The 24,279-nt window shown below is 66.2% G+C and carries 23 protein-coding genes, 1 tRNA gene and 1 other RNA gene; 11 read left to right on the top strand and 14 right to left on the bottom strand.

Translation table 11 applies throughout. From position 1 onward, the window contains the following. Positions 1 to 34: 34 nt before the first annotated feature. The 4 genes from QFZ60_RS17645 to QFZ60_RS17630 all read right to left on the bottom strand — a co-directional run bounded on the left by QFZ60_RS17645 (position 35) and on the right by QFZ60_RS17630 (position 2,413). Positions 35 to 367, bottom strand: coding sequence for a serine protease inhibitor (locus QFZ60_RS17645; RefSeq protein WP_307092168.1), 333 nt, complete (start codon positions 365 to 367; stop codon positions 35 to 37). Beyond that, positions 364 to 1,305 (bottom strand): 3-methyladenine DNA glycosylase, encoded by a 942-nt coding sequence (locus QFZ60_RS17640; RefSeq protein ID WP_307092166.1) that lies wholly within the window; start codon positions 1,303 to 1,305, stop codon positions 364 to 366. The genes QFZ60_RS17645 and QFZ60_RS17640 overlap by 4 nt, the downstream gene beginning before the upstream one ends. Continuing rightward, a complete protein-coding gene (locus tag QFZ60_RS17635) occupies positions 1,274 to 1,837 on the bottom strand; it encodes an SSI family serine proteinase inhibitor (protein WP_307092164.1) in 564 nt (187 codons plus the stop codon). The genes QFZ60_RS17640 and QFZ60_RS17635 overlap by 32 nt, the downstream gene beginning before the upstream one ends. A gap of 84 nt (positions 1,838 to 1,921) precedes the next feature. After that, the gene (locus QFZ60_RS17630; RefSeq protein ID WP_307092163.1) at positions 1,922 to 2,413 is read right to left on the bottom strand and encodes a MarR family winged helix-turn-helix transcriptional regulator; all 492 of its coding nucleotides are present in this window, start codon (positions 2,411 to 2,413) and stop codon (positions 1,922 to 1,924) included. Positions 2,414 to 2,490: 77 nt separating this feature from the next. Here QFZ60_RS17630 and QFZ60_RS17625 point away from each other — a divergent pair, with 77 nt between their 5' ends. Both QFZ60_RS17625 and QFZ60_RS17620 read left to right on the top strand, forming a co-directional pair. Further along, on the top strand, positions 2,491 to 2,733 hold the full coding sequence (locus tag QFZ60_RS17625) for a hypothetical protein (RefSeq protein WP_142119663.1): 243 nt from the start codon (positions 2,491 to 2,493) through the stop codon (positions 2,731 to 2,733). 120 nt (positions 2,734 to 2,853) lie between these two features. Next, the gene (locus QFZ60_RS17620) at positions 2,854 to 3,069 is read left to right on the top strand and encodes a hypothetical protein (RefSeq protein WP_142119665.1); all 216 of its coding nucleotides are present in this window, start codon (positions 2,854 to 2,856) and stop codon (positions 3,067 to 3,069) included. Positions 3,070 to 3,150: 81 nt separating this feature from the next. On the opposite strand, the gene QFZ60_RS17615 is transcribed toward QFZ60_RS17620, so the two are convergent. Beyond that, positions 3,151 to 4,509 carry an aspartate kinase gene (locus QFZ60_RS17615; protein WP_307092161.1) on the bottom strand — a complete coding sequence of 453 codons (1,359 nt, stop codon included), beginning with the start codon at positions 4,507 to 4,509 and terminating at the stop codon, positions 3,151 to 3,153. Positions 4,510 to 4,637: 128 nt separating this feature from the next. On the opposite strand from QFZ60_RS17615, the gene QFZ60_RS17610 reads away from it, so the two are divergent. Next, complete coding sequence (locus tag QFZ60_RS17610; protein WP_307092160.1) at positions 4,638 to 5,609, top strand: hypothetical protein; 972 nt, start codon at positions 4,638 to 4,640, stop codon at positions 5,607 to 5,609. 12 nt (positions 5,610 to 5,621) lie between these two features. Here the strand turns inward: QFZ60_RS17610 and recR are convergent, their stop codons facing one another. The 3 genes from recR to ffs form a co-directional block, all read right to left on the bottom strand. After that, on the bottom strand, positions 5,622 to 6,221 hold the full coding sequence (gene recR, locus QFZ60_RS17605) for a recombination mediator RecR (RefSeq protein ID WP_141158226.1): 600 nt from the start codon (positions 6,219 to 6,221) through the stop codon (positions 5,622 to 5,624). A 75-nt stretch (positions 6,222 to 6,296) separates the two neighbouring features. Then, on the bottom strand, positions 6,297 to 9,818 hold the full coding sequence (locus tag QFZ60_RS17600; RefSeq protein WP_373427693.1) for a DNA polymerase III subunit gamma and tau: 3,522 nt from the start codon (positions 9,816 to 9,818) through the stop codon (positions 6,297 to 6,299). Positions 9,819 to 9,839: 21 nt separating this feature from the next. Next, an RNA gene (gene ffs / locus QFZ60_RS17595) (signal recognition particle sRNA small type) lies at positions 9,840 to 9,936 on the bottom strand. Between the two features lie 389 nt (positions 9,937 to 10,325). Between ffs and QFZ60_RS17590 the strand changes: the two genes are divergently transcribed. Then, positions 10,326 to 10,410: transfer RNA gene (locus QFZ60_RS17590), tRNA-Ser, on the top strand. 79 nt (positions 10,411 to 10,489) lie between these two features. Here the strand turns inward: QFZ60_RS17590 and QFZ60_RS17585 are convergent. After that, positions 10,490 to 11,425, bottom strand: coding sequence for an oxygenase MpaB family protein (locus QFZ60_RS17585; RefSeq protein ID WP_307092156.1), 936 nt, complete (start codon positions 11,423 to 11,425; stop codon positions 10,490 to 10,492). A gap of 101 nt (positions 11,426 to 11,526) precedes the next feature. On the opposite strand from QFZ60_RS17585, the gene QFZ60_RS17580 reads away from it, so the two are divergent. The 3 genes from QFZ60_RS17580 (at position 11,527) to QFZ60_RS17570 (ending at position 14,941) form a co-directional block, all read left to right on the top strand. Next, a complete protein-coding gene (locus tag QFZ60_RS17580; RefSeq protein ID WP_307092155.1) occupies positions 11,527 to 13,287 on the top strand; it encodes a peptidoglycan DD-metalloendopeptidase family protein in 1,761 nt (586 codons plus the stop codon). A gap of 51 nt (positions 13,288 to 13,338) precedes the next feature. After that, a complete protein-coding gene (locus QFZ60_RS17575; RefSeq protein ID WP_307092153.1) occupies positions 13,339 to 13,851 on the top strand; it encodes a glutathione peroxidase in 513 nt (170 codons plus the stop codon). 160 nt (positions 13,852 to 14,011) lie between these two features. Further along, a complete protein-coding gene (locus tag QFZ60_RS17570; RefSeq protein ID WP_307092152.1) occupies positions 14,012 to 14,941 on the top strand; it encodes a phosphodiesterase in 930 nt (309 codons plus the stop codon). Between the two features lie 100 nt (positions 14,942 to 15,041). Here QFZ60_RS17570 and QFZ60_RS17565 read toward each other — a convergent pair whose 3' ends face one another. Beyond that, positions 15,042 to 16,679, bottom strand: a complete 1,638-nt coding sequence (locus tag QFZ60_RS17565; protein ID WP_307092151.1) for a stealth family protein — start codon at positions 16,677 to 16,679, stop codon at positions 15,042 to 15,044. A gap of 81 nt (positions 16,680 to 16,760) precedes the next feature. Then, on the bottom strand, positions 16,761 to 17,690 hold the full coding sequence (locus QFZ60_RS17560) for a hypothetical protein (RefSeq protein WP_307092150.1): 930 nt from the start codon (positions 17,688 to 17,690) through the stop codon (positions 16,761 to 16,763). 138 nt (positions 17,691 to 17,828) lie between these two features. Here QFZ60_RS17560 and QFZ60_RS17555 point away from each other — a divergent pair, with 138 nt between their 5' ends. Further along, the gene (locus QFZ60_RS17555) at positions 17,829 to 18,128 is read left to right on the top strand and encodes a type II toxin-antitoxin system VapB family antitoxin (RefSeq protein WP_026264985.1); all 300 of its coding nucleotides are present in this window, start codon (positions 17,829 to 17,831) and stop codon (positions 18,126 to 18,128) included. After that, entirely contained in the window at positions 18,121 to 18,795 is a 675-nt protein-coding gene (locus QFZ60_RS17550; protein ID WP_307092149.1) for a LytR C-terminal domain-containing protein, read from the top strand. Before QFZ60_RS17555 ends, QFZ60_RS17550 begins: the two co-directional genes overlap by 8 nt. 7 nt (positions 18,796 to 18,802) lie before the next feature. On the opposite strand, the gene QFZ60_RS17545 is transcribed toward QFZ60_RS17550, so the two are convergent. Next, positions 18,803 to 19,453, bottom strand: a complete 651-nt coding sequence (locus QFZ60_RS17545) for a TetR/AcrR family transcriptional regulator (RefSeq protein WP_307092147.1) — start codon at positions 19,451 to 19,453, stop codon at positions 18,803 to 18,805. Positions 19,454 to 19,488: 35 nt separating this feature from the next. Then, positions 19,489 to 20,187 (bottom strand): DsbA family oxidoreductase, encoded by a 699-nt coding sequence (locus QFZ60_RS17540; protein ID WP_142119684.1) that lies wholly within the window; start codon positions 20,185 to 20,187, stop codon positions 19,489 to 19,491. Between the two features lie 223 nt (positions 20,188 to 20,410). Here QFZ60_RS17540 and QFZ60_RS17535 point away from each other — a divergent pair, with 223 nt between their 5' ends. Continuing rightward, positions 20,411 to 21,472, top strand: coding sequence for a glycosyltransferase family 4 protein (locus QFZ60_RS17535; RefSeq protein ID WP_307092145.1), 1,062 nt, complete (start codon positions 20,411 to 20,413; stop codon positions 21,470 to 21,472). A 57-nt stretch (positions 21,473 to 21,529) separates the two neighbouring features. Beyond that, entirely contained in the window at positions 21,530 to 23,698 is a 2,169-nt protein-coding gene (locus tag QFZ60_RS17530) for a glycogen debranching N-terminal domain-containing protein (protein WP_307092144.1), read from the top strand. Between the two features lie 42 nt (positions 23,699 to 23,740). On the opposite strand, the gene QFZ60_RS17525 is transcribed toward QFZ60_RS17530, so the two are convergent. After that, complete coding sequence (locus tag QFZ60_RS17525; protein ID WP_307092142.1) at positions 23,741 to 24,274, bottom strand: GNAT family N-acetyltransferase; 534 nt, start codon at positions 24,272 to 24,274, stop codon at positions 23,741 to 23,743. Positions 24,275 to 24,279: the final 5 nt, after the last annotated feature.

Genomic DNA, 24,279 nt, shown 5'->3' with positions numbered 1-24,279 from the left:
CCTTCCTGCCCCGGAAGGCCAGGCAATGTAAAAGCTAGGCGGCTGTCCCGCCCAGCAGGGGACCCATGGCCTTCCACTGCGCAATCTCGCATCCATCGGTGCGGGTGAAGGTCGAGTTGACGGGGCGGCCATGGAAGGTGCCGGTAACCACCGCAACCTGCGGGCCGCCGTACTGCTGGGTGCACAGTTTGGGCGGGCCCGGTTTCGGGAAAAAGATGTCCTCACCGAACCGCTCCACGGCGGCCAGGGCGGCCCCGGGCCCGGGAAGGGTGGTTCCGGCGGCGGGAGTGCCGTCCGCGGCCACAAGCCGGAACACATGCTCAGGCCCGTCGGGGTCCTCCCGGATGGTGATGGTCAGGTCGATCACTGTGGCACCCGGTCTGCCAGGGCCCCGAGTTCCGCGGCAAGGCGCTCCCGGAGGATCCCCGCTTCCGAGGCGAATGCCCGCTGGTGCTCGACATAAGCAGCCTTGCCCTGGGGCGTCTCGATGGGGATGGCGGGGTAGCCCCAATCGGCGAGGTCGTAAGGGGAGGCCTGCATATCCATGGCCCTGATCCGCCAGGAGAGTTCAAAGCAGTCCATGACCACTTCGCTGGACAGCGCCGGCAGCAGCTTGTACGCCCACTTGTAAAGATCCATGTTGGCGTGCAGGCAGCCCGGCTGTTCCAGGTGGCGCTGCGTATCCCGGCTGGGGGAGTGCTCGTTCAGTGGGATGGCATCGGGGGTGTAGAAGCGGAACGCGTCGAAATGGGTACAGCGGATCCTGTTGTCCTCCACCACCCGGTCCGTGCCGGCCGCTCCCAGGCGCAGCTGCAGGTACTCGTGGCGGAGGTCGAACTTGTCCTGGCGGTACACCATGGCCCACTCGTGCAGGCCGAAGCAGCCGAACTGCGCCGGCCTTGCCGCCGTCCCGCGGAGGATGATTCCGGCGAAGTCCACGGCCTCCTTGCGGTCGGCCAGGAAGGCGTGCCGGTCGAAGGTGGCGGCGGTGCTTCCCGCAGCCAGCCCCAGGGAGGCAAGTTCGCCGTCGTCGAGCATCCGGTAGTGCTTCCACCCCAGCCGCGCGGCTGCCTGTCCGCCGGTGAGGACCGCTCCGGCACCTGGGTGCCAGCGCTTCAGCTGGCCTGGCTTCTGGGTGTAATAGGTGAAGAGGAAGTCCTCCACCGGGTGTTTCTGCCCCGCCGAGCGCCGGGCCAGGTAGGGGTCGGCGTAGCGGCTGACGCGCCGGATGTGGGCTTCTTCCCGCGCCAACGCGTCCTCCGCCGCCAGGGGCTTAAGAGGCTCCACCGGCAGCACCCAGCACATCCTTGGCAGCATCCCAGGCGCTGATTTCGCATCCGTTGCTCCGCGCAAAGGAGGATTCCACCGCTACACCGTCCACCATGCCCGTGACCGTGGCTTTTTGTGGGCCGCCGTACTGCTGGGTGCACGGCCGGGACGTTCCGGGCTCCGTGGGTGACAGGATGCCCGGGTTGGCCTTCAGGGCTGCGCAGGCCGCGGCCGCGTTGGGGTGGCTGCTTTCCGCGGCCGGTGTGCCGGAGGCGCAGACCAGCGTGTAATCGAGTTCGGCCGCGCCCTGGGACGGCACCACCGTGATGGCGAGTTCCGCGTTTCCCTGCCCGGGGCCGGCACTTGGCTGCGACGTGGCGGGAGCGGGTGCCGGTACCGAGGTTTCGGTGTCGGGGGAGGGAGTGGCAGAGGCGGCAGGTGAACTTCCTGTTGAGGAGGAAGGAGGCGCAGTTGAGACCGATGCGCCATTGTCAGGAGTGCCGCTGCAACCGGAAATCAGCCCTGCGCCAACCGCCAGGACCGCTGCGAGCATGCGGAAATTACGCATCAGGCTTCCTCTCCTTGGTCCAGTTATTCTAGTCGCTTGAGCCGCTGGCGACAGGCCGGGGCTGGTACTGGTCCTGTCCGCCGCTCACTGGGACGTGGCGGCGATCAGGCCCATCATGGTTGCGTGCAGCTCCGTGACCTGGTCCCGGGTCAGCCCCAGCCGATCCATCATGGTCCCTGGCACCTGCAGGGCCTGCTGCCGTAATGCCGCACCTTTGGGCGTCAGTTCGACGGCGAGTGCACGCTCGTTTCCGTCCGCGCGGCGCCGCGTGATCAACTCCGCTGCCTCCAGTCTGCGGAGCAGCGGGGATATGGTGGCCGGTTCCTGGGCGAGGGCCTCGCTGATGTTCCGCACCGTCCGCGGGCTGTCTTCCCACAGGCAGAGCATCACCAGGTACTGCGGATGGGTGAGGTTGAGTTTCTCAAGCACCGGCTTATAGGCCCCCACCACGCTTCGGGCAGCGACTGTAAGGGCAAAGCACAGCTGGTGTTCCAGCAGCAGGTCTTCGTCCTGGACTTCACCCGGCTCTGCTGCGGCAGGCCCCGCCTTGTCCGTTTCTGCTGTCGTGGTGCGCATGCGTCCTCCCATTGTTAGTGCACTAATTATTAGTGTACATTTGTTGCAGGTTAACGGTGAGTGGAAGGAACTTCTTCATGGGCAGGGACAAGTCCGCGGACAAGGGAAACGCCTCCCAGCGCTTCATGCGTGCCACAGGAAAGCTGCGCGCTGTTTTCGGCCCCGCAAGCCGCACCGCCCTGGGGCATGATATGACCGAAGAGAACCGCAGGCTGCTGGCACAGCGCCAGGCGGAAACCCAGCAGTGGGAAACCATCACCAGGCCGGACGGCAGCACCTATGTGGTGCCACGAAACCCCGAAGACCGCTCGCTGCGCTAGGAGTTTCCTTCCGCCGCACACCGGCGCCTTTTTCCGTCTGCGGGCTTAAGATAAGGGCACTGGCTCCTGCCGGAGCCACGTGCGCTTTCGCCCGAGCAATCGGGAAGGGGGTGGAAAACAGTGGCACATGTGATTGATAGTTTCATGGGCCTGACTGAGAGGCTCCGCTTCTTCTTCGGTCCTGCCACCCGATTGGACGCTGATACGCCCGTAGTGCACAAACACGATGAATTCGAACAGGCCTCCGAAGAGGACCTCTCGCATTTCGTGGTCGAGACCGACTCAACCGGCCATCACTACGCGGTGCGCCGCGAAGACCTGGAACGTGAAGGCTGATCCTTTCCAGGCGCACCCTAAAACCAGGAAAGCCGGGCTGCCCTTCCCCGGAGGGAAAGGCAGCCCGGCTTTTTGATGCGCCTAGCGGCCGGTGCCGCCGTAGACGGTCGCTTCGCTTTCGGTGTCCAGCCCGAACGCCTTGTGGATCACGCGCACGGCCTCATCCAGCAGGTCGGCATGCGTCACCACGGAGATGCGGATCTCGGAGGTGGAGATCATGTTGATGTTGATGCCGGCGTCGGACAGCGCCTTGAAGAAGGTGGCGGAGACTCCCGGGTGGGAACGCATTCCGGCGCCGATCAGGGAGAGCTTGCCGATTTGCTCGTTGTATTCGATGGTCTCGAAGCCAATCTGGTCCTGGGCTGCATGAAGGGCGGCCAGGGCGTCTGCGCCTTCGACGATGGGCAGGGTGAAGGAGATGTCGGTCTTGCCCGTGCCGTGGGTGGACACGTTCTGGACGATCATGTCGATGTTGGAGTGTGCGTCGGCGATGACCTGGAAGATCGCGGCGGCCTTGCCGGGGATGTCCGGGACGCCGACCACGGTGACCTTCGCTTCGGAACGGTCATGCGCAACGCCGGAGATGATTGGCTGCTCCAAGGCAACTCCCTCTTGAGTGGTGATCTTGTCGTCGGCGCTGGGGATGACCCAGGTGCCTTCATGCTGGCTGAATGAGGAACGGACGTGCAGGGGGACGCCGAACCGGCGGGCGTATTCCACGCAGCGCAGGTGGAGGATCTTGGCCCCTGATGCGGCGAGTTCCAGCATCTCTTCGCTGGAGATGGTGTCGATCTTCTGGGCTGACGGCACCACGCGCGGATCGGCGGTGAAGATGCCGTCCACGTCGGTGTAGATCTCGCAGACGTCGGCCTCGAGGGCTGCCGCCAGCGCCACTGCCGTGGTGTCAGAGCCGCCGCGGCCCAACGTGGTGATTTCGTTGGTGGTCCGGCTCATGCCTTGGAAGCCCGCCACGATAGCGATGTTGCCCTTGTCCAGGGCGGTGCGGATGCGGTGCGGGTCGACGTCGATAATCCGGGCCTTGCCGTGGATACCGTCGGTGATCATGCCTGCCTGCGATCCGGTAAAGGACTGGGCGGAGGCGCCGAGCTTGTTGATGGCCATGGCCAGCAGAGCCATGGAAATACGCTCACCGGCCGAAAGGAGCATGTCCATTTCGCGGGCGGGGGCGGAGTCGGTCACCTGCGCAGCAAGGTCCAGGAGCTCATCGGTGGTGTCGCCCATGGCCGAGACCACCACTACAACCTCGTTGCCGGCTTCCTGGGCATCAACCACCCGCTTTGCCACGCGCTTAATCCCGTCAGCGTCTGCCACCGAGGAGCCCCCGAATTTCTGCACGATGAGCTGTTTGGTCACCGCGCCGGCGGCGGGGGCGGCCTGCGACTGCGTTGCGTTGTGCACTTCGGTAGTGGGCGTACTCATGCGCGTACCTTCATTGGATCAATTGGAGTTCTGGAGGCCAGGCAGCCTGACGCCGGAACGGCGCGACTTTCCTCCGACAGTTTATCGCCGTGCCCGGAGCGGCGTTGAATTGTGACCACATACCGGCCATGGACCTATGGACAGACCGGCCGGGGCGGACCACGATTGGACCAGTTGCCCGGCCCCCGGCAGCGGTCTTGGGTACCTGGGCTGCTACCGGCGCGGTTGTCCTGCTGGCGCCCTCGGGTGGCGAGGGAAGTCCACTGGTCCAACCCCTGCTGGTCTACTCCCTTGCCTCAGCCCTGATACCGGCCACCGCCGCATTCCTGGCTGTTACCTGGGGCGTGCATGCGGAGGGCCGATTCCGGGCCAGGCCAGGGCGTCCAGGAGGTTCTCTCCTTAATCCGGTGCTGGCCACCGCCTTGAGGGGGATGGCCTTGGGAGCTCTTGTCTTGGGTGTACTGCTGGTGCAGGCCTGGATTGCGGGGGCCCCAGGCACCGTGGCGGCTGTGTCGGCCGGCGTCGTCCTGGTGGAGTGTGTGGTGTTTGGCGCCATTGGGGCGGGGCTTTCGGCGTGGGCTGGACGACGGCGGCTGGCGCCTGCCGCCGGATGGATGCTGTGCATTGCCTTTGTGGCGGGAGCCCCCGCTGCCGCCATCGCATTGCTGCCCCTGGTCCGGGCGGAGGAACCGGTCACGGTGGCGCTGAATGTCGAATGGGCGCCCGACGGAACCCGCGTGGCGTTTCGATGCTCCGAAATCGACGGCGGGATCAGTGAGATATACCACACCGAGCGTCTGATGTGGCTCCCGGCGCTGAGCCCGCCCGTACTGTTCCTGATGCTGGGCGCGGAGGTAGACAAGGCCGGCCACGTCCTGGGGTGGGTGCCTGCAGCACTTCAGGAAGCCGCGGACGCCAGGCAGGTGCCGTGCGTGCAGGGGCAGCCGCGCAGCCGGGACGAGCCCCGCATGCCCATGGCCTTGGTAGGGTTCCTTGGCCAGGCCGCGGTAGCCGGCGCCATCGTGGCAGGGGGATACCGCAGAAAACGAAACCTTGACATGGCGCGGGACGATCCGGCCGGAATAAGCCCGAGAGCTTAGGTCCGGGACGCGTCAGCCCAGGGCGTTGCGCCGGCCCTCGAAGGCACGGCCCAGGGTGACTTCGTCCGCGTACTCCAAATCACCGCCCACGGGGAGGCCGGAGGCGAGGCGGGTCACGGCGATGCCGATCGTCTTGAGCATGCGGGCCAGGTAGGTGGCCGTTGCCTCACCCTCCAGGTTGGGGTCGGTGGCGATGATCACTTCCTGGATTTCGCCGTCGTTCAACCGCGTGAGCAGCTCACGGATCCGCAGCTGTTCCGGTCCCACACCGGCAATGGGATTGATGGCGCCGCCCAGCACGTGGTACCGGCCGCGGAAGGAACGCGTGCGTTCCACCGCCAGGACATCCTTGGATTCCTCCACTACGCAGATGACCGCAGGGTCGCGGCGCGGGTCACGGCAGATGTTGCACAGCTCCTGCTCGGTGACGTTGCCGCAGACTGTGCAGAACTTCACCCGTTCCTTGACCGTAGTGATGGCTTCCACCAGCCGTTTCATGTCCTGGGGGTCGGCCTCAAGGATGTGGAACGCCAGCCGCTGCGCGGACTTGGGACCCACCCCCGGAAGGCGTCCGAGCTCATCGATCAGCTCCTGGACAGCACCTTCGTACACGTTTCCCTCTTTAGCTTGGTGTGGATGGCGGATGGAACAAAAAGTTGGTCATGCTGCCGGTGCTGCTTGCGGCGATCAATAGCGTGGCGTGACCGGGCTACCGTCCAGGGACCGCTCCTCGATCAATTTTCCGCCCAGAATGCGTTCCACGGCGGCCCGGCCGAAGACGCCCGATTCTTCGATGGTCTCATCGTCAGCGCTTGGCACGTCCTGGACGAAGGCGCCCGGCGCGGCGGCGGCCCTGGCCGGTGCCTTGGCCCGTCCGGCCTCAGCTTCGGGACTGTTGGAGAGCCGCTGGTAAAGGCTTTGCCGCGATTCCGTTCGTCCGGCCACCGGTGCAGGTGCCGATGCCTGTGACGGCATCGCGGGCCGTGAAGGCGCAACGGTGGACTGGGCCACGGTGGACTGGGCCACCGGGGTGGGTGCAACCTGGGCCGACGCCGCCATCGAGTTTGCAGCCGTGGCGGGTGCTGCGGAGGCCATGGCGAACTCTGGCACGGGCGCGCGGTCAAGGGACGGCACCTGGTACGTTCCAGCCGGTGCTCCGTGATCCGCGCCCGAAGCCGCGATGGACGCCGCGGCCGGCCCCCAACCCGACACTGCTGCCGCAGCAGCCGTTGCTGCCGGTGCAACGGGAATGGACGGTGGCACCTGGGCTGTCGCCGGGGGGTAATGCGGGACATCGGCCTGCGTCCCAATGTGGTCAGGCACGGACCCGGGGACGGGCCTGGCGCCGACGTTGCTCTTCTCTCCAACCACCCACACGCCGGGGGCCTGTTCCACAGCCCGCGTCCAGGGATCGTGGGCGACCGCATTCTGGCTCACCGGCTGGGGCGCGCTGCCCGTGCCGGAACCGCCGGTTGGTGTCTCCTGGGGGTGCGCGGCTGCCTCACTGCCGGAGCCGGAGACTTCCGTGGGGTTGCCCATCACCGGGGAAGATGGCGCTGTCCTGTTGCCTGGACGCGTGGCGGGCTCCCAGTCCATGGGAGGCTCCTCCTCCAGCGGGGGAGCGTCCTCGTCCCGCGGGGGACCCCAGTCGTCATCGGAGTACGAGTAGTCGCCGCCGGCTGACGGGTACCGGGACAGGCTGGCGTTGGCACCGGAGCCCGGGGTTTCCGTGCCTTGGGCTCCGGGCTGAACAGAATTTGTGTCCCCGCGGACGTGCGGGTTAGTGGCAGGCTCAGGACGTAAGGCTGGAGAGGCGGCTGCCGAGCGGGTTCCCTCCGGTGCAGCTGCCGGGCTGGCAGCAACAGCAGTGCTGCCGGAACTTCCGCCAGCAGTTGAGCCTTGGACCGAGGTGTTGCTCCGGGCAGCAGCGGCCCGCTCAGGGTTTCCATCCGCGGGCGCCGCGGAGCCAACACCGGCCGCGGGAGCCGGTGCCGGCGGGGCTGGTTGAGCGGGGGCAGGAGCAAGCCCCCAGGCAACGTCAGCTGACGTGGCCTGAACCACCGGGCTGGCGGGCACTTTTGGGTTTGGCTCAGAGCTCGCTTGGGTGGCGCCGCCGGCAACCGCGTTTATCTGGCAGTCGATGCCAACGGTCTTGTGGATGGCCTGGCGCAGGTTGTCCGAGTGGTCCGCCCTGCCGAAGGCTCCGGCCAGTCCCTGGGTAGTGAAGGACAAAGTCACAACGCTGCCATCGAAGGCGCTGACCTGCGCATTGGGTTCAACGAGTGCCCAGGTACTGCGCTTGATTTTGGACAGTGCCTGCAGGACGTCTGGCCAAGCCCTGCGGAGCACCTCCACGTCGCCCATGGCCGGGGGAGCGGCAGGGGCGGACGTGGCGGGCGCTTCCTGCTGTGCCGACGGCGCCCCTGCCTGAGCAACTGCCTGCGTGCCGGGGAACGGGCGGCTGGCCTGGTCTTGGCTGGCTGCCTGGTTGCCGGGTACCTGGTGGCCAGGGGCCTGCTCGCCGGGCATCTGCCGGGTTGGTACGCGGGGGCCGGGCGCCTGGCGTGTTTCCTGTGCCGGCGGCATGGCTGCCTGGCCGGAAGCTCGCCGGTCTTCCTGGAACTGGGGTGCTGCGCCGGCTTGCTGTGCCCCATTGCCTTGCGGCGCTGCCTGGCCGGGGCCCGCGACGGCGGGGCCCTCTGATGCCCGGGCGCGCGCGGCGTCCTCCACAGGCCAGTCGTTGGTGCTTACCCGGGGTGGTGTCAGCGGGCTTCGAGGAGCATCGGCGGGAGGCTGGGAGGGCGCGGCTTCTGCCGGCGCGGACCCTGCAGCGGCAGGCCGGGCGGATGCGGGCTGGGACGGCTGCTCCGGCGCCGCCTGCGCGGAAGGGCCGGCCGCCGCAGTCACACGCGACACGGGCGAGGAGGGTTCGCTTGATGTGGCTTCGGGGACGTCGGCACGCGCGGCTGCCGGCGCTGCCTGGGCAACTGGAGCGGTGACGTCATTCCCTGTGTAGTTGAGGCGCCGCTCCACACGGTCGATCCGGGCGGCGATGCCGCGCTCGTTCTGTTCCGAGCTGGGCAGCAGGATCCGCGCGCACAGCAGCTCCAGGTGCAGCCGGGGGGACGTGGCTCCGGTCATTTCGGTCAGGGCCGTATTGGTGACATCCGCGGCGCGTGAAAGTTCCGCGGCGCCAAGGTTGTGGGCCTGGTTCTGCAGGCGGGCGATCTGGTCCGCTGGCATTCCGCGCAGGATGGCGTGCGCGCTTTCGGGCATGGCCTGGACGATGATCAGGTCCCGGAAGCGCTCCAGCAGGTCTTCCACGAACCGGCGGGGATCGTGGCCGGTCTGGATGACACGGTCCACGGCACGGAAGACCGTGGCGGCGTCGGAGGCGGCTACGGCCTCCACGACGTCGTCCAGCAGTGAGGCGTGGGTGTAGCCCAGCAGGGCGACGGCGAGCTCATAGTCCAGTCCGTTGGGACCGGCGCCGGCCATGAGCTGATCCAGGACGGAAAGCGAATCACGGACGGAACCGCCGCCGGCCCTGATGACCAGCGACAGCACGCCAGGGGCCACAGGGACGTTTTCCTGGCGGCACAGGAGCTCGAGGTAAGCCATCAGCGGCTCCGGCGGCACCAGCCGGAACGGGTAGTGGTGGGTCCGGGAACGGATGGTTCCAATGACCTTGTCCGGCTCCGTGGTGGCGAAGATGAACTTGATGTGCTCCGGCGGTTCCTCCACGATCTTCAGCAGGGCGTTGAACCCGGCGGAGGTCACCATGTGGGCTTCGTCGATGATGAAGATTTTGTAGCGGTCCCGCACCGGGGCGTAGGTGGCGCGCTCGCGGAGGTCGCGTGCGTCATCAACACCGCCGTGGCTTGCGGCGTCAATCTCGATGACGTCAAGGGAACCCGAACCGCCACGTGCCAGCTCGACACAGCTTGGGCAGGTACCACAAGGGGTGTCCGTGGGGCCCTGGGCGCAGTTCAGGCAGCGGGCAAGGATGCGCGCGGACGTGGTCTTGCCGCAGCCCCTGGGGCCGGAAAAAAGGTAGGCGTGGTTGACGCGGTTCTTCCGCAAAGCCGTCATCAGCGGCTCGGTGACATGCTCCTGGCCAATAACGTCAGCGAACGAGTCGGGACGGTATCTGCGGTACAGGGCGGTAGTAACTGTCACAGAGAAAACCCTACCAATCCGGGCTGACATCACGCCGCCCTGTGGGGGAATAGTAAAGACCCCCCATGCACCCGCCAGAGCCCGTCTACCCTTGCTACCTTCCGGTCCTGGGGGAGTTCAACAGGATGACGCCACATGAGGGGCCGTCAGATACTTTACCCGAACATTGGGCTCGACTCGAATCAGCCCCCGTTCCCTTCCCGGGCCCCCGGTCCAGGGGTGCCGCAGTGCCGAAAGGACATTCAGATCGCGAATTTCATTGCTTATCCCGGCGCCAGCCGCGATCATGGATATGTACACCGATTGGGGCAATCTCAAGGTTGTGAGCTGCGTGGCCTGGTGGACGGGACGGACCCGGCAGCTCAACGGTGCAACAGGGAATGGGCGCATTGGGGGCGTCCATTTTCAGGTTAAAGCGCATGTGGGCGCCGCCGAACGGCCTGCATGGAGCGCGGAAGTCCTGTCCCTGAACAGCCCAATTGGGCGATGGGGAAAAGTTCAGGTAATCTAATACCTGCTTTTGATTCAGAAGCAGTTGGAGAATTCGCCTAGCGGCCTATGGCGCACGCCTGGAACGCGTGTTGGGTTAACGCCCTCGGGGGTTCAAATCCCCCATTCTCCGCCGGTTAAGAACCCGGCCCCGGTACTCCGGGGCCGGGTTCTTGCGTTTTCGCCATGACGGGCCGCGGCCCAGGGGACTGTTAGGCCATATCTGCCACAGGTTCTCCAAGCCGCCTCAGGCGCTCCCTCGCTGCCAGTTCGCTGGGCCCCATCCGACGGCGGGGTCCGCCCAGGGCGAGATGGACGACGCCGAGCACCACCTTTGTGGCCAGTTTCACGGGCAGGGGAAAGGGGCCCAGCCGTGGAACGGAAAGCCCGAGCATCCGGCGGTACCGGGGTTCCAGGCTGTACACGGCAGCTGCAAACAGGATCCGGTAACCGGGCTTCAGCAGGGGATGCAGCGGAGCGTTGCGGATGAACTGAACGGTTTCCTTCACCCTGGCGTCCGACCGCAGCCCGCCCTGTGTGTACCACTGGTCCAGCTGGCTGCGCATCTCCGCTTCGGACAGGGGCGCGTTGTCCACTCCCATCAGCCGCCCGGCCTGCGCCCACTCCCTGACGTAGGCATCCGGGCCGCCGGGAATGGGTCTGCCCCAAATCTTGTGGGCCGCGAGGAAGCCGTCCGTAAAGGCGATGTGAATCCAGCCGGCCAGCGCGGGATCGTTGGCACTGTAGGTGCGGATGCCGCCGTCGTTGTCCTGGTAATTGCCCTGGACAGGCTCGTGCAGGCGCCGGACCCGGCGTGTTGCCTCCTCCGCGGCTGCCGTTGACCCGTATGTCACCGTGAAGATCCACCGGATGGTGTTGGCCAGCCGCCGCAGGGGATCCTCCCGGAAGTTGGAGTGCTCGTGCACTCCCGCCAAGGCGCCCGGATGGAGCGACTGCATGAGGAGCGTGCGGATTCCGCCAACGATCGGCGTCATGGAGCCGTGCACTGCCCACACGGCGGAACCGGGCAGGTGGTAGCCGGCGTCCTCACCGTCCGCCAGCCGCAGCGACCATTCGGGTGGGGCATCAGCCTTCCCGGAGAAGGTCTTTTTGACTTCGTCCTGCCAGATACGAAGGACATTGCGCATGAGACATTGTTGCCCATTTCAGCGAAGGTGCCCGTATCCACCGTCTTAACAGCGGAAACTCCCACCCCCTAACGCCCGCAAAAAACCCGCAAACTGCCCCTATGGGGTTTCCACCCCTGCGGCCCTGTGGTCCCATGGGACATACCGTCGAGACAACGTGCGGCAGGCCACGTCGTGGAGTCATTCAATTGGGCAAGAATTCAGTGCCCGGCTACAGGAAGCCGGACCAGCGCAGCTTTCCCCCGGTTGCCCGCGCCGTGGCCGCTGCAGGGGTGCTGGCGGCCTCCGTTTGTGCCGTAAACCTTTCTGCCGGCTCCGCTGAGCGGGTGCAGTTGGCGGGAGCAGTTGCCGGAACCGGCGCCCAGGGTGCAGCTGTTCCCGGTGGAACCTCCGCGGGGGACGCCCTCCGGGAAGCGCGCAGGGAAGCTGCCCAGCCGGCGTCGGACCAGGTGGGCGCAGGTGCCGTTCCGCCGGCCATCCTGTCCAATCCGTTGGTGACCCTTGCCTTCCCGCACACGTCAATGGGGGGTGCCGTCCAGGGTGCTGACGGGGCGCTGACTGTAGGCCCCGCAGGCATGGGCAGGCCCGGAGCCGGTTTTCTCATGGCCCCGCTTCAGCTTCTCAATCCGAGTTCGCCGTTTGGTTTCCGGGTCAGTCCCATCAGCGGGACCGCCGGTGATTTCCACCTGGGCCAGGATTATGCAGCGGCCTGCGGCACCCCCGTCCACGCAGCTGATGCCGGTGTTGTGCGCGCTGCCGGGTGGCATCCCTGGGGTGGCGGCAACCGCGTGGAAGTCGATCACGGCGATGGACTCATCACCACCTACAACCACCTTGAGTCCATCGGCGTCAGTTTGGGCGACACCGTCCAGACGGGCCAGGTCATCGCGCGTGTTGGTACCACCGGCTGGTCCACGGGCTGCCACCTGCATTTCGAGGCCATCCTGGACGGGCGCTATATCAACCCGCTCAGATGGAGCTTCCTCCAGCTCCGCGACGTGAACTGGGCACTTCCTGCCGGCATGGTTTCCTACGCACCCGGCCAGACGCCGGCCGGCGGCAGGATCACCTGGACCATCCCCCTCAAAGTGGACACAGGCGATGGGTTCCCTGCAGCCGGGCTGCTGGCCCCGCCCTTCCCGCCACGCCTGCCGCTTGCTCCGGCACCTGCCCCGTCGGAGGCAACGGGTGTGGTGCTTCCGCCCCCTGATGTGCAATTGACGACGACGGCCCCGCCATCCGCTGAGTCTTCGGGAAGTGCCGCGTCGCCGCCGCCCACAGACCCTGCGCAGAGCCCGACCCCCAGCGACCCGACGCCGACACCCACTGATACGGCGACTCCGGCTCCGTCTGGTTCTGGTACTGCGACACCGTCGCCGACTGACGCGGATACCGTGACTCCGTCGCCGTCTGGTTCTGGAACTGCTGCGCCGTCACCAACTGATTCTGGTACTGCGACACCGACGCCCACGGACCCTAGTCCGACCCCGACACCGTCGCCGACTGATTCTGGAACTGCAACGCCATCGCCCAATGACCCGGATAGCGGGACGCCACCGCCCACTGGTCCGGCGCCGACTCAGACTGAACCTGAACCTGCTCCGGCGTCGAGCGAACCGTTGTCCCCGCCGACTGAACCACTGCCGAGCGCCCCGGTGGCCACAACGCCGGCCCCGCCACCTGCGACCGTAGAGCCTGCACCCGTGCCAACCGTGGTTGAGCCTGCGCCTGCGCCCGCCCCGACGACTCCGGCTCCGCCTCCGGTGGTTGAGCCTGCACCCACTCCCACGCTGCCGCCCGCGGAACCCGAGCCCACGGCAACCGCGACGCCAACCGCAGCGGCATCGACGCCGCCGGCCTAGGAAATCTCCACCCGGGACCCGTCCACCGGGCATTGGCGACGAACAGTCCACATGAACAACCTTCCTCAGACCCGGAGGCCGGGGCCGCTGTACCCAATCCCCCTGGTCCTTAACGACGGCGCCAGGACAGATTTCGGCCGGTTCAGGGGAAAGGCAGTATTGGTGGTCAACGTTGCCTCCAACTGCGGCTTCACTCCCCAGTACGCCGGGCTGGAAGCCCTCTACGGTAAATTCCAGGACCGCGGATTCGAGGTCCTGGGCGTTCCCTGCAACCAATTCGCTGGGCAGGAGCCGGGCAGTGACAGCGACATCGTGGAGTTCTGCGAGCGGAACTTCGGCGTGACCTTTCCGCTCACCGTCAAGTCCGACGTCCGAGGCAGGAACCAGCATCCGCTGTACACAGAGCTCACCAAGTTCAAAACCGGGCTGCCGCCCGGGCTGGTGAAGTGGAATTTCGAGAAGTTCCTGGTCAACCGTGACGGCGAGGTGGTGGCCCGGTTCGCCCCCACGGTTGAACCGGATTCCGCCGAGGTCATCGACGCGGTGGAGCGGGCGCTCGGCTAAACGGGGCTTTGGCCGAATTGGACCTGCAAAAGCGCAGTTCTTCCAACTTTTTCCACATCAGCTACGGCGATTTACCCCAAGTTTGCCAAATGTCTGATTGGATAAATATTACTGAAGGGTACAAGGGAAGAACGGCTTCCCACCGACCATAGAGGTAGCAATGGAGCACATCGAGGCCGAGCATCCCCGGCCACGCCACTTCCTACTCCACCTGAGCGATCCCCACCTGTTGGGAGGTCCGGACCCCCTCTACGGAACCGTTGACAGCGAAGCCAGGCTTATTCAGCTCTTCGACGAAGTCAAGGCGTCCGGGGCCCGGCCGGAGGCAGTCATCTTCACCGGCGACCTCGCCGACAAAGGCGATCCCCGGGCCTACGTGAAACTGCGGGCCATCGTGGAGCCTGCCTGCAGGGACCTCGGAGCCCAGGTTATTTGGGCCATGGGCAACCACGACAACCGGGCCAACTTCCGGAAGGGCCTGTTGGACCAGCCCGGCAGCGACGAGCCGGTGGACCACAGCTACTTCATCAACGGGCTGCGCGTGATCACCCTGGACACCACCGTTCCTGGTTTCCACCACGGCGAACTGAGTGCCGCCCAGCTGGACTGGCTTGCCCGGCAGCTGGAAACCCCTGCGCCGGACGGCACCATCCTGGCCCTCCACCATCCTCCGGTCCCGTCCGTGCTGGACCTTTCGGTGCTGGTGGAACTGCGCGACCAGGCGTCGTTGGCGGCAGTGGTCCGCAACTCGGACGTCCGCACCATCCTGGCCGGCCACCTCCACTACTCCACCACGGCCAGCTTCGCCGGCGTTCCCGTCTCGGTCGCTTCCGCCACGTGCTACACCCAGGACCTGAACGTCCCTGCGGGAGGAACCCGCGGACAGGACGCCGGCCAATCCTTCAACCTGGTGCACGTCTACGAGCACACGATCGTGCACTCCGTGGTCCCGCTGGGCAGTTCACCAACAGTGGGCGAGTACGTGTCACCCGAGGAGACTGCCCGGCGCCTGGAGGCTGCGGGAGTCCGGATCCCGGAGACCACCAAGCAGCGCGCCAACGCCAAATTCGGAGTGTCCCCCGGGCGGTGAACACGGGCAGTCCGTGAACACGGGCAGTCGGTGAACACCGGCAGGCGGTGGAGACAGCCGGCCGGTGAGTACAGGCTGCCGGTGGCAGCCTGTACTGGGGCTACTTCTCCCAGGGCGCCTTGATGGGGAAATACCTTTCCAGGAAGTCCGTCACTACTTCGGCCCGCTCGTCGGCACTGACCTCCGGAAAACTGCCGTCGTTGAGGCAGAAGAAGTCCATGTTCCGCTTGGCGAGCAGCTTGGGCAGGTACTTCAGCCCTGACCGCATGGTGGTGTCCACGTAGCGCACCTTGGCAGCCGTCTGCGTGACGGCCCGGCCCATGAGCAGTGCGTAATAGTGGTAGAACGAATTGGTCACGGAGATGTTGTCCGCCGCACGGAACCGGCTGGCCGCCGTCTTGCGGAACTCCGCCGGGAACTCCTCCTCCATCTGGGCCACTACGCTGCGCCGCAGAGGTGCCGCGGTGTGCTCCAGGTGGCGCGTCGTGATCCGGCCGAATCGGTTCCACAGGAGCTTCCGGTTCACGCGGGCGGCGTTTTCGAACCCGCTGCGCTCCGCGGCGTTCTCGCCCAGGCCGATCCTGGTTTCCGCCTCGATGAACTTGGTGATGCCGCCGGGGGTGAAGAACATGTCGGGTCCCACGGCGCGGCCAAAGAACATGTCGTCATTGGAGTAGAGGAAGTGTTCGGACAGCCCTTCAATGTGGTGGAGCTGGCATTCCACGGCCTGTGAATTGTGGGTGGGCAGCACGGAGGGGTCGGCGAAGAACTCCTCGCTGCGCACGATCGTGACCGCCGGGTGTTCTGCCAGCCAGGCAGGGGCGGGGGAGTCCGTGGCAATGAAGATGCGGCGGATCCAGGGCGCAAACATGTACACGGACCGCAGCGCGTACTTCAGTTCGTTGATCTGCCGGAAGCGGGCTTCGTGGTCGTCGCCTTCGCCCAGGACAACACCCTGCTGCTGGGCACGGCGGGCCGCGATGTATTCCGGGGAGCTCCCATCGACCCAGGAGAAGACGATGTCGATGTCGAAGCTGATGTCGCTTGCATGGTCGGCAAACATGTTCTCGATGGTGGGCCACGTGTGGCCGTAGCGTTCCACGGTGCCGCGGACCGCGTCCTGGCGGAGCAGGGTCCTGCGGGTCAGGGAGTTTTCGATGGGAAGCGTGAGTTCCTCGCCCTCGAAGGACCACAGTTCGATCTGCACGCCGGCAGAGGCGCCGAATTCGAAGCCGCCCACCGGCTCCACCCGGGGCCGGTACAGGCGGAAGATGCGGCCCTGCCGGTTGGGTGAGAGCTCACCGTCGGCCACCAGGACGGACGTCTTCTTCTTGGCGTCCACGGTCATGGAATAGAAGGGTTCGTCGCGGCACGCCTCCACCAGGGCGGCACGGAGCTTTTTCCGGTCCTGCCAGTCGAGGGCCAGGACGGGCCGGTCATTGTTGCCGCGGACCAGGAGGTACGCAAGGCCGGCGTTGGCCAGGACATTGCGCAGGAACAGCAGGTCCTCCACCATGGCCTGGTATGGGGTCCTGGTGTCATTGATCAGGGCATAGCGGCCCTTGTGCCGGATGACGTCAGGCCGGTGCCTGAGCCGCTGCTCCGCCGCCGCCGAGGTGATCTCGGCGTGAAATTGTTCCTCCACGGACGCCTGGCCGCCGTAGTAGACCTCGTCCTGGACCGGTGCTTCTGTAATGGTTGTCTCCGAGCTGGTGGAAGTGGGCATTCTTACCTGCATGATAGTCCTGCCGGAGTAACGGAAGGTTTCGGGGCGCTGTTGGGCGCCATGGTGAACGCCCGACGGCGGCCCGGCAGGGGCTCAGGCGTCCAGCCCCTCACGCCAGCTGCGCAGGAAGGCGCCGCCGGCGTCGTCGTGGATTACTGTCGCCTCCAGCCCCAGGTCCGCCGCGGTCAGCACCGGATACGGCTTGGCCGGCACGCCGTCCGCCGGCCGGACGTCCACATGCTTCACCTGGTGGTCGTTGTGGTGCAGCCAGTCCGCCATGGCGTAATCGGTGCGGGAGTCGCCCACCGTCCGCCAGGCCTGCGGCGTGATCCCCTGGGCTGCCAGCAGCTCCACCGCCCGGCTGGCGCCAAGGTCCTTCCCCAGCCGCACCGATTCGATGTCAGTGGAGATAATGGTGGGGTCCACGCGGTAGTCCACCTCGTCGTCGGAATTCGGTGCGTGGTGGTCCAGCCGGACCACGCCCAGCCCGTGGCGGCCCATGAGCTCCATGGCCTCGGCGTCGAACAGCTTCTGCTCTGCCAGGTAGTCGGCACTGGGCACATCGATGTGCTGCTCCACGGAGACCATGGCCCGCTTGGTTTCATCGAAGAACATGTGGGCCGCGTAGTCCTCTGCCACCAGCCGGCGGACGTCGTCGCCGTAGGCCGCCGGAACGGCAAGCTCCCGGTCCACGTGGATGGGGCCCGGGCCGGCAGAGGTGTAGCTGAACCAGACCGCGCCCTTTTCGCAGACGGCGTGGATGACGGTTCCCGCCGGAATGCCGGCCGCGATCATTGGTTCCATGACCTGCTCGCGGATGAAGGCGTCGGAGCGGCCGGTGTTGAAGATGACGGGGATCCCCGCGGCTGCCAGGGCCACCAGGTCAAGGATGATGTCCGGCTTAACGTCCCGCGTCACGGGGCTGGCCACAGGTCCGTCCACGTCAAGCAGGAGCGCCAGCGGCGGTGCGGACGGCAGGCGGATTCCGGGCACGGGCACGGCAGGGGACTCGGATGCTGTCATGGCTCCATTCTGTCAGCAGGAGCGGCCCGGCCCGGCCTGCGCACCCGGCGCATGACGTATGGTCACTGTTTGGCTACAACCTGGCGCCGGTCCGCCCTGCCACTTTCGCTGGGGCAGCGCGGTGCCTACTGTGGCATGGTGATATTCAAAGCTGTGGGCGAGGGCCGCCCTTACCCCGACCATGGTTACAGCACCCCCAAACAGTGGGCGTCGCTGCCGCCGCGACCGGTCCGGCTGGACGAACTGGTAACCACCAAGCGCACCCTTGACCTGGAAGCGCTGCTGGCGGAGGATTCCACATTTTTCGGTGACCTGTTCCCGCACGTGGTGCAGTACCAGGGGACCCTTTACCTGGAGGACGGCCTGCACCGCGCGGTCCGGACCGCCCTGCACCAGCGCACTGCGATCCACGCCCGGGTCCTGGTGCTCGATGGCTAGGAAGCGGCCGAAGGACCCCGGTGTCCTGCACGGCCACCATGTAGTTTCCGGCCCCGAGCTGCGCGCCGCCATGGAAGCGGCTGCCGATGCCGATGAAACAGCCCGGGTCCGCCGCCGCGTGCTGCACGGGGTGGTGCTGGTCCTCCTGACGGGACTGATCGCCGCAGGCATCATCGTTGCGCTGGCCATCATCAACGGCCGGCTGCGGATTCCCGCCGCCGAGCCGGCCCCGACACCGGTGTCATCCTGCCCGGCTTCGATGTTCGACTACACGCCCAGCGAGAAGATCAACCTCAACGTCTACAACTCCACCAGCAGGCCGGGCCTGGCCCGCACCGTTGCGGACGAGCTCCTGGCACGGAAGTTCGTGGTGGGGAACGTCTCGAACATCAACGCGGGGTACCGCGGGGTGGCGGCCGTGGTGTCAGGGCCAGCCGGACAAGCCGCGGCATTCACCGTGCAGCGCAATGTGCAGGGGTCTGACTACTTCCAGGACGGCAGGACCGATGCCAGCGTGGACCTGATCCTGGCACAGGACTACAAGGTTCTCGTCCCGCCGGACCTGGTGGACCAGACGCCCGGAAAGCTCAGCTGCCCGCGGGAAAGCCGGCGCACAGCGGACACCGAGAAACTGCCCGTGACCCCTGCGGCTGCCTCCGCGTCCTGACGCTTTCTCAGCCGGCCACCGCGGGAAGCTGTGCCACACGGATGGGCCGCCCGTCGTCGTCGAACCGTGCACCCGCGCCCAACTGGATGAAGCGCACCGTCCTGGCGACGCGCGCCTCCAGCTCGGCAGGCTCATCGCTGCCCCGCGCCGCGCTGGAGGAGAGCGTGCCCAGGATCAACTGGGACTGCTGGCCCACGTCCGCCACGGGCAGGTAGCCCTGCTCCATGCCGTCACGCAGGATGCCCTGCAGCAGGACGCTGAGCTCACCGACGTGGTCGGAGAGCTTGGCAAAGGACGACGGCGACAGCACCGCCCCCATGGCAGGTCCGGGCGGGAGGTGGCGGCGGCTGAGGTCAACCACCTGGGCGCGGACGTACAGGGCCAGCCGCTCCACCGGGTTCTCCAGGCGGGCCAGCGACTCGCGCAGATCGGAAAGGAACTTTTCGGTCTCATCCAGGGCATAGGAGATGAGGAGTTCCTCGATGTCCGCGTAGTAGTTGTAGACCGCGGTGCGGCCAATTCCGGCGTGGCGGGCCACGTCGGTCATGGTCAGCCCTGGAAGGCCATGGGTGAAGAGAAGTTCGCCGAAGGCGGTGAGGATGCGGCGCTGGGTATCCGCTCGTTGTTCCGCGTTGCTGGCCGCTGAAATCCTGGGCATACAGACACTTTACCGCGATGTGTCAGTAAAAGATGCTACAGCGCACAGCCGTCGGGGCCGCACGCCTCCCCGTCGGCGGAATTGACCAGGACCAGCGGGTTGGCGTCCTGCCAGGCCTGGTTCAAGGCGGCCGTGAACGTCCCGGTGGGCTGGGCGCCGGAGAGTCCGAACTTGCGGTCGATCACGAAGAACGGGACGCCGCTGATGCCCAGTCCCCGGGCCTCCTGGATGTCGAACCGGACCTGGTCCGTGTACTTGTCGGTAGTGAAGAGTTCATCCACCTCGTTGGCAGGCAGCCCAAGTTCCCCGCCAAGGGATGACAGGTAGTCCCGGCTGCCGATGTCCTTGCCGTGCTCGAAGTGGTCGCTGAGCAGGCGCTCCTTGGCTGCATCCTGCCTGCCGTGCGCTGCGGCAAGGTGGATCAGGCGGTGGGCGGTGAAACTGTTGGCCACCACTACTTTGTCGAAGTGGTAGTCCAGGCCCTCGTCCTTTGCCTGCTGCGCCACGTGCTCGAACATCTGTGAGACCTGCCCGGCCGGCATGCCCTTGCGGCTGCTCAGGTACTCCAGTTCGGTCCCGTCGTAGTGTTCCGGAAGCGTGGGGTCCAGCTGGTAGCTCCGCCACACCACCTCAACGGCATCACGGTGCGGGAATGCTGCGAGGGCCGCCTCGAACCGGCGCTTGCCAATGAAACACCACGGGCAGGCGACGTCTGACCAGATCTCAATCTTCATGCCTTGCACAACCTGCGTGGCCGGGTCCGGATTCCTTTGGTGCGCCATGACATCCATCACATCCGGGTCTTGTCGCGGGGGCCCATCGCGGGTAATAGTCGGATCAGAGGTCAAACAGTAGGCCCTTCGAATCGAACTGCGCTGCCGCGGGACACGAGCCCGGGTGGTGTGTTCCTGCCCGGCCAGCTGGGGAGCCCGGCCTGTAAAACCTGGGAGGCCAGGAATGCGGATTGGACTTGTTACGGGACCGTGGATTCCGGTCCCACCGGCAACATACGGGGGAACCGAAAGAGTAGTGGACACCCTGGCCAGGGGCTTTGCCGCCGCCGGCCACGAGGTGCTGCTGGCGGCGCCGGCAGACAGCACCTGCCCGGTACAGCTCGTTCCCGGTATGAGGCCCACCGACTACGGGGGACTGGGAACCACGCTCGCGGAACTCAGCCATGTGGCCAGGGCCTATGACGGGCTCCAGGACGTGGACATCATCCACGATCACACGTTGGCGGGCCCCCTCTACCTGCACCGGCCGGCCGGCGTGCCCCTGGCCACCACCATCCATGGCCCTATCCACGCCGAGGCCGCGGACATCTACCGGGCCGTGGCACGGAAGGGCGCTGTCATCGCCATCTCAAGGGACCAGGCGTCGCACGCTCCCGATGTTCCCGTCACACGGGTAATCCACCACGGCATGGACCTCTCGAAGGTTCCGGTGGGAACAGGGAAGGGCGGCTACCTGTGCTTCGTCGGCCGGTCGTGCCCCGACAAGGGACTGCTTGAAGCCATTACCATCGCCCGGCAGGCCGGGATGCACCTGAAAATCGCTGTCAAAATGCGGGAGCCGGACGAGGTCCGCTACTTCCGGGAAGTCATTGAACCCATGCTGGGCCCCAACGAGGACTTCGTGGGGGAGGTGGACGACGCCAGGAAATACCGGCTGATGGGGGAAGCACTGGCCTTCCTGAATCCCATCCAGTGGTCCGAACCGTTCGGACTGGTGATGATTGAAGCCCTGGCTACAGGGACACCGGTGGTGGGGACATCCATTGGTTCCGCCCCGGAAATCGTTGACCATGGGCGCACCGGATTCCTGGGAGGCACCGCTGAACTGGCGGGCCTGGTTCCGGCAGCAGCCGCGCTGGACAGGGCCGTTTGCCGCAAGGACGTGGAGGAGAGGTTCAGCGCGGAACGGATGGTTGCCGAGCATCTTGAACTTTATGCCGACCTTATCGAGGGCAGGATTCGTCCAGGGGTTCCGCAGGATTCCCGGGTGTACCAGAATCGATAGGGACCATGCTGCTTCTCCCGATCCCCCGGGGGCAGCCCCTCAGGAGGGAGCCCTTCCATGACCGCCTGGAATGAAGACAACGAAGCCTCCGGTTCCGACGTGGGCGCCGTTACCGTCCTGGAGGGGTCTTCGTTTTGTATTTCCGCCGGAACCGGTGACATCAGTCCGGACGCCGGGACGAACGGGGTGTTCTTCCAGGACACCCGGATCATCTCCCGCTGGGTGCTGCGCATCAATGGGTCGCTGCGGGAGCCGCTGTCAGCCCAGCGGCCCCAACCGTTTGAGGCAACCTTCGTTGGCCGTGCCACCTGGCCGGGCGGCCGGTTCGACAGCCCCCTGGTGGTCCGTCAGGTCCGCCACATTGGACCGGGCCTGCAGGACGACATCACGCTGCAGAATTACGCGGCTGAGGACGTCGAGTGCGACATTGAACTCCTGGTCGATGCGGACCAGGCTGACCTGTTCGAGGTGAAGGGCGGGCGCACTACGGGCCCGGACGACACCACCCGCACCGTGGTGGATGGAAAGCTCATTATTGAAGCTTCCCGGCATGGCCAGCAGCGGGGTTCCGCCATCGGTGCACGGGGTGCGGAAGTGGGCACGGATGGCCTGCGTTTTCGAATCACCGTTCCGGCCAGGGGCAAATGGGCCACCAGCGTGATCGTGGTGCCGCTGGTGAACGGGGAAGCCCCGGAGAAGCCCTTCAAGGAAGGCCAGCTGCCGCACCACCGTGAGGGCGTGCGGCGGCACCTGGCCTGGGAGGAGAACCTTCCGCGGATCAGCATCGAGGACACCAGCTTCCAGAACGTGCTCAACCGGAGCCAGAGTGATCTTGGTGCCCTGCGGATCTTCGATGCGCATCATCCCGATCGCGCCGCGGTTGCCGCCGGTGCCCCCTGGTTCATGGCGTTGTTCGGGCGGGATTCGCTGCTGACGTCCTATATGAGCCTGATGGTCAACCCCAACCTGGCGCTGGGCACGCTGCAGACCCTGGCCGGAATCCAGGGAAAGAAAGTGGACCCCGATTCCGAGGAGGAACCCGGCCGCATTCCGCACGAGGTCAGGCTTGGTGTCACCGCCGGGCTGTCGCTGGGCGGCACGGCGTATTACGGGACAGCTGACGCCACGCCACTTTTCGTGTCAACCTTGGGTGAGTTGAGCCGGTGGGGGTTGTCCCGGGACGCGATCCAGCCGCTGCTGGTGCACGCTGACCGGGCGCTGGAATGGATCGAAAAGTACGGCGACCGCGACGGCGACGGCTTTGTGGAATACCAGCGGCCCAACGACCACGGCCTGGTGAACCAGGGCTGGAAGGACTCCTGGGACGGGATCAATTTCGCTGACGGGACCATTGCGGAAGCACCGATCGCCCTTTGCGAAGTCCAGGCATATGTCTACTCCGCCTATCTGGGCAGGTCACTGCTGGCCCACTGGAACGGGGATTCAGGCCTGGAACAGCATTGGGCCGGGAAGGCGGCAGCCTTCAAGGAGGAGTTCAACAAGAGGTTCTGGCTGCCGGACAAGGGCTATTTCGCGGTGGCGCTGGACAAGGACAAGCGCCACGTTGATGCGCTGACTTCCAACATTGGCCACTGCCTGTGGACTGGAATCGTGGACGAGGACAAAGCGGAATCCGTCATGGAGAACCTGATGTCGCCGCAGATGTTCACGGGCTGGGGCATCCGGACCCTGGCATCCGACATGGGCGCCTACAACCCGGTCAGCTACCACAACGGCTCGGTGTGGCCGCACGATACAGCGCTCGTGGCCACGGGGCTCATGCGGTACGGGTTCGTGGACGAGGCCAAGCGGGTGGCCCTGGGCATCCTTGATGCCGCCGAGCACTTTGAAGGGCGGTTGCCGGAGCTGTTCTGCGGGTTTGACCGCGGCGAGTTCCCCGGCCCTGTTCCCTATCCCACCGCGTGCTCGCCGCAGGCCTGGGCTGCGGCCGCCCCTGTGCAGCTCGCGCGGATCCTCCTGCGATTCGATCCCGTCTTTACCCGCGGCGTGGTGCACCTGGCACCGATCCTGCCGGAGACCGTGGGCAGCTTCCGGGCGGAAAACGTCCTGCTGGACGCCAGCCGCGTGACCATTAATGCCGCTGGATCCACCGGCACCATCGACGGCCTCCCGCCGGGGCTGAAGCTCCTGGCCGAACCGCGGCCGCCGCTGGCCTACCCGGTGGAAGGAGTGGCGGCCGGCATGGACGTCCGCAGGCTGCACTGACGGCGGGCCGCTGGTGGGTGCGGCCGGAAAGCAGCGGACCGCCTACGGCAGGGGGCGTTCCAGCACGTAGTCGTGCTCCACCGTGCTGCCCAGCCGGAAGGACTTGGTGCCCACCTTACGGAAGCCCGACTTTTCGTAAAAGCGGATGGCGCGGGCATTCTGGCTGTTGACCCCCAGCCACGCCCCGGCGCCGCCGGAGGCTGCAGCCGCTGCCAGGCTGGCGTGCATGAGTTCGGCTGCGGCGCCCAGTCCGTGGTAGTCGGGATGGACATAGCATTTGCTGATCTCCACGGACGGCAGCAGGGTCAGGACGGAGGTTACGTCCGGATCCGCCGCGGGCCGGTCCACCAGCAGGCTGTAGCCGTTAAGCTGCCCGTCCGCGTCGATGACCAGGATGGTGGTGTCCGGGTCTGCGAGGTACTCCTCAAAGTGGTCCTCGCTGAGGGTGTTGGCCAGGTGGGCGGCAATGTCGGCAGGTGACGACGACGGCGGGCAGGCCAGCGGAAAGGTGACGGCCGCCAGCGCGGCGAGCGCGCCGGCGTCGTCCGGTGTTGCTGTACGGATGGTGTGGGTCATGCGTG

Source organism: Arthrobacter sp. B2I5 (assembly GCF_030816735.1).
Lineage (GTDB): Bacteria > Actinomycetota > Actinomycetes > Actinomycetales > Micrococcaceae > Arthrobacter.
The sequence above is the reverse complement of the archived record's forward strand: the minus strand, read 5'-3'. Positions and strand labels throughout refer to the sequence as shown.

What these genes read in the sequence shown, in the direction of transcription:
- QFZ60_RS17640 (WP_307092166.1), bottom strand. Translation starts at nt 1,305, where the DNA reads ATGTGCTGGGTGCTGCCGGTGGAGCCTCTTAAGCCCCTGGCGGCGGAG.
- QFZ60_RS17635 (WP_307092164.1), bottom strand. Translation starts at nt 1,837, where the DNA reads ATGCGTAATTTCCGCATGCTCGCAGCGGTCCTGGCGGTTGGCGCAGGG.
- QFZ60_RS17630 (WP_307092163.1), bottom strand. Translation starts at nt 2,413, where the DNA reads ATGCGCACCACGACAGCAGAAACGGACAAGGCGGGGCCTGCCGCAGCA.
- QFZ60_RS17625 (WP_142119663.1), top strand. Translation starts at nt 2,491, where the DNA reads ATGGGCAGGGACAAGTCCGCGGACAAGGGAAACGCCTCCCAGCGCTTC.
- QFZ60_RS17615 (WP_307092161.1), bottom strand. Translation starts at nt 4,509, where the DNA reads ATGAGTACGCCCACTACCGAAGTGCACAACGCAACGCAGTCGCAGGCC.
- QFZ60_RS17610 (WP_307092160.1), top strand. Translation starts at nt 4,638, where the DNA reads ATGGACCTATGGACAGACCGGCCGGGGCGGACCACGATTGGACCAGTT.
- QFZ60_RS17600 (WP_373427693.1), bottom strand. Translation starts at nt 9,818, where the DNA reads ATGTCAGCCCGGATTGGTAGGGTTTTCTCTGTGACAGTTACTACCGCC.
- QFZ60_RS17585 (WP_307092156.1), bottom strand. Translation starts at nt 11,425, where the DNA reads ATGCGCAATGTCCTTCGTATCTGGCAGGACGAAGTCAAAAAGACCTTC.
- QFZ60_RS17580 (WP_307092155.1), top strand. Translation starts at nt 11,527, where the DNA reads ATGGGGTTTCCACCCCTGCGGCCCTGTGGTCCCATGGGACATACCGTC.
- QFZ60_RS17575 (WP_307092153.1), top strand. Translation starts at nt 13,339, where the DNA reads ATGAACAACCTTCCTCAGACCCGGAGGCCGGGGCCGCTGTACCCAATC.
- QFZ60_RS17570 (WP_307092152.1), top strand. Translation starts at nt 14,012, where the DNA reads ATGGAGCACATCGAGGCCGAGCATCCCCGGCCACGCCACTTCCTACTC.
- QFZ60_RS17565 (WP_307092151.1), bottom strand. Translation starts at nt 16,679, where the DNA reads ATGCAGGTAAGAATGCCCACTTCCACCAGCTCGGAGACAACCATTACA.
- QFZ60_RS17560 (WP_307092150.1), bottom strand. Translation starts at nt 17,690, where the DNA reads ATGACAGCATCCGAGTCCCCTGCCGTGCCCGTGCCCGGAATCCGCCTG.
- QFZ60_RS17550 (WP_307092149.1), top strand. Translation starts at nt 18,121, where the DNA reads ATGGCTAGGAAGCGGCCGAAGGACCCCGGTGTCCTGCACGGCCACCAT.
- QFZ60_RS17545 (WP_307092147.1), bottom strand. Translation starts at nt 19,453, where the DNA reads ATGCCCAGGATTTCAGCGGCCAGCAACGCGGAACAACGAGCGGATACC.
- QFZ60_RS17540 (WP_142119684.1), bottom strand. Translation starts at nt 20,187, where the DNA reads ATGAAGATTGAGATCTGGTCAGACGTCGCCTGCCCGTGGTGTTTCATT.
- QFZ60_RS17535 (WP_307092145.1), top strand. Translation starts at nt 20,411, where the DNA reads ATGCGGATTGGACTTGTTACGGGACCGTGGATTCCGGTCCCACCGGCA.
- QFZ60_RS17530 (WP_307092144.1), top strand. Translation starts at nt 21,530, where the DNA reads ATGACCGCCTGGAATGAAGACAACGAAGCCTCCGGTTCCGACGTGGGC.
- QFZ60_RS17525 (WP_307092142.1), bottom strand. Translation starts at nt 24,274, where the DNA reads ATGACCCACACCATCCGTACAGCAACACCGGACGACGCCGGCGCGCTC.